The sequence below is a fragment of the Mesorhizobium sp. M5C.F.Ca.IN.020.29.1.1 genome (assembly GCF_003997375.1).
In the GTDB taxonomy this organism is placed as follows: Bacteria; Pseudomonadota; Alphaproteobacteria; order Rhizobiales; family Rhizobiaceae; genus Mesorhizobium; species Mesorhizobium wenxiniae.
Genome location: NZ_RZSW01000972.1, coordinates 1 through 1266 on the forward strand (window position 1 = coordinate 1; position 1266 = coordinate 1266).

1 protein-coding gene is annotated in these 1266 nt (G+C 69.7%); it reads left to right on the forward strand.

Annotation, left to right across the window (positions count from 1 at the left end; genetic code table 11):
* Window positions 1–876, forward strand: an 876-nt coding sequence (locus EOA85_RS35505; protein ID WP_127212748.1) for a polyprenyl synthetase family protein, incomplete at its 5' end; no start/stop codon positions are given.
* Between the last annotated feature and the right edge of the window lie 390 nt (window positions 877–1266).

The following is a 1266-nucleotide window of genomic DNA, read 5'->3' on the forward strand; positions in this document are numbered from 1 at the left end:
AAGCGGGTCGAACAGGCGCTGGCGCGTCTCCTCTGCGCGGAAGACGACGGTGAGACCGAGCTGATGGCGGCGATGCGCTACGCCACCTTGCATGGCGGAAAGCGCACCCGCGCCTTGCTCTGTCTGGCTGCCGGCGCACTGGCCGACACGTCGGCGCACATGATCTACGACGTCGGCGCCGCCATTGAGATGATGCATGCCTGTACCCTAGTCCACGACGACCTGCCCGCGATGGACGACGACGTGCTTCGCCGCGGCCTTGCGACCGTGCACGTCAAGTTCGGCGAAGCCACCGCGATCCTGGTCGGCGATGCGCTGCAGGCGCACGCCTTCCTGACCCTGGCGAGCCTGGATGCGCCGGGCGACAACCGTGTCGCGCTCGTGCGCGAACTGGCGCAGGCGGTGTCCGCCGAGGGTGCCGCAGGCGGGCAAGCCATGGATCTATCGCTGGTCGGAAAGCACGTCGAGCTGGACAGGATCGTGGCGATGCACCGGATGAAGAGCGGAGCGCTAGTGCGCGCGTCCGTTCGCATGGGCGCGCTAGGCGCCATCGCGGAGGATGCCGCGCACGCTGCGCTGTACTATGCGCTCGATCGCTACAGCGCCTGTTTCGGCCTGGCGTTGCAGGTAGTCGACGACATTCTCGACGCGACAGCGGATACCGCGACGCTGGGCAAGACCCCCGGCAAGGACGCGGCGGCGCAGAAGCCGACCTGCGCGTCGATCATGGGGCTGCAGGCAGCGCGCCAGTTCGCGCTGGATCTGTTGAGCGACGCCGGGGAGGCCATCGCCCCGCTGGGGCCGCGTGCGGAACGATTGGCGCAGATGCTGCAGCGGGCCAACGCGTATCTGTTCAACGACGCGCCCTGCGCATGAGCGCGCGCGTCCGATGGAGCCGCCCCTGTGCCGCTGCGATCGGCTGGCGGCAGCGGCGCATGCTGCACTGTGTTCCGAGTCGGCGGCGCCGATCGCAGCGGTTGCCCAGCACGGCCGCGGCGCACGCGTCGGACCGGCGCCAGCATCGGGGCGCGTCGTCGAGCCGCAGCAGGGCGGCCGTCCGGCGCTGCCCGTGGCCAGGCCGCGACGGGCCTGCGGCGACGCGCGCGGCGTCTGCCCGATCCTGGTTCTCGTCAACCGTCTGCAGAGGAATATCCCACGTGAACGCGCTGTCCGAACAGATCCTTTCCGAATTGCGCCACCTGCTGAGCGAGATGAGCGACGGCGGCAGCGTCGGTCCGTCCGTCTATGACACGGCGCGAGCTCTGC